Origin of the sequence: Herbiconiux daphne (genome assembly GCF_024979295.1) — a bacterium.
Classification (GTDB): domain Bacteria; phylum Actinomycetota; class Actinomycetes; order Actinomycetales; family Microbacteriaceae; genus Herbiconiux; species Herbiconiux daphnes.
Window position 1 is genome coordinate 1 of sequence record NZ_JANLCJ010000239.1, and the last position, 866, is coordinate 866.

1 protein-coding gene is annotated in these 866 nt (G+C 48.4%); it reads left to right on the top strand.

Annotation, left to right across the window (positions count from 1 at the left end):
• On the top strand, positions 1-700 hold a 700-nt coding region (locus tag N1032_RS24350; RefSeq protein WP_259543073.1), incomplete at its 5' end, for a putative amidoligase domain-containing protein.
• Between the last annotated feature and the right edge of the window lie 166 nt (positions 701-866).

Consider the following 866-nt stretch of genomic DNA (forward strand, 5'->3'; position numbering starts at 1 on the left):
CAAGAAAGTTGTCGGTGATGATAATCGTATTCAGGAGGACAATGTCCTGATTGAGTATGATATCAATCCACACAAAGAGTTTGATACTTTCAACGACAATCTCAACCGTGGTATTGCCGCTTGTTATGAGCTGGCGAAACCTCTGGGCATGAGCATTGCCGAAGGTATCTGCTCCCACGTATTCACTGAAGCGGAGATCAAATCGTTCCATGAATCTGCTCTGGTGTTTGGTTGCGAGCCGGATTACAATGCCCTTACTGGTATGCGTAATCCTAAGCCTGCTGCTGCCGACCTGGGTCTTCGTACTTGTGGTGGTCATATTCACATTGGCTACAATGATGTTATCGAAGTTACCGGCGACAATCAGAAAATCCTGGGCGTAATGTGCGACTACTTCCTGGGTCTCCCATCCCTTCTGCTGGACAAAGACGACCGTCGTCGTGAACTGTACGGCAAAGCGGGAGCATGTCGCTTCAAAGACTACGGTATCGAATATCGTAGCCTGTCTAACTTCTGGACTTTCCAGGAGAAGCAACGTCAGTGGGCTTGGGAACAGGCACACAAAGCGTTCAACTTCATGAACAGCGGCGACTTCGAAATGCTGATCGCCATTGTTGACCCTGAAGAAGTTCAGCGTTGCATCAACGAAGGCAACAAAGAGCTGGCGGAAGTTTATATCAAACAGTTGGAGGTTCAGTAATGAGCCTTCATGACGACTTCGGTATGTACTTCAACGGTACTTACATCGGTGTTCGCCAGAGAAGCGGCAAAGTATTCCCGATGTATGTTGAAGCTGTACAGAACGACAGTGATAAGTTTAATCTGCGCAACTATCCATCAGGCCGTGCTCGTCAGGCGGCTGAGCA